This is a genomic window from Streptomyces sp. M-16 (genome assembly GCF_052114405.1).
Taxonomy (GTDB): domain Bacteria; phylum Actinomycetota; class Actinomycetes; order Streptomycetales; family Streptomycetaceae; genus Streptomyces.
The window spans coordinates 1-709 of the sequence record NZ_JBFRER010000311.1 but is presented as its reverse complement, the minus strand read 5'-3'; the positions used below and the strand labels follow the sequence as shown (position 1 = coordinate 709).

Genomic DNA, 709 nt, shown 5'->3' with positions numbered 1-709 from the left:
GCGAGTGGCGGCAGCCGTACTTGTTGTCGAACTTCGACTTCGTCACGGCGTCGTTCACGTTGATCGCCGGGAACAGCAGGGTGCCCTCGGCCATCATCTCGTAGAGACGGTGGACACCGGTGGTGGTCTCCTCCGTCACGCCGCGGATCTCGGACGCGAGCTGCGTCCACTTCTGCGGGGCCTCACCGAGGGTGCGGTTGAGGAGCGTGAGGATGTGCGCGTACTCCTCGGAGTCCGCGGTGGACGGGTCCGGAGCCGCGCCGGCCTTCTCGAACTCGACGCCCTTGTGGACCAGGAGGGTGGCGTCGCCACCGTCGTCGAGGATCATGTTCGGGCCGCCGGTGGGGGTGTTCGGCCAGGTCAGCGCCTGCTCCGTGCACCACCAGTACTCCTCCAGCGTCTCGCCCTTCCAGGCGAAGACGGGGACGCCCTGCGGGTTCTCCGGGGTGCCGTTCGGGCCCACGGCGATGGCCGCGGCCGCGTGGTCCTGGGTGGAGAAGATGTTGCAGGAGGCCCAGCGGACGTCGGCGCCCAGGGCGACGAGGGTCTCGATCAGGACCGCGGTCTGCACGGTCATGTGCAGCGAACCGGTGATCCGGGCGCCGGCCAGCGGCTGCGCCTCGGCGTACTCCCGGCGGATCGACATCAGACCCGGCATCTCGTGCTCGGCCAGGGTGATCTCCTTGCGGCCGAAGGCGGCAAGGGAAAG

The 709-nt window shown here is 69.3% G+C and carries 1 protein-coding gene; it reads right to left on the bottom strand.

The genetic code is table 11. The features are described from left to right. A partial coding sequence (locus AB4039_RS42290; protein WP_442273316.1) for an adenosylhomocysteinase occupies nt 1–709 on the bottom strand: 709 nt, incomplete at both ends.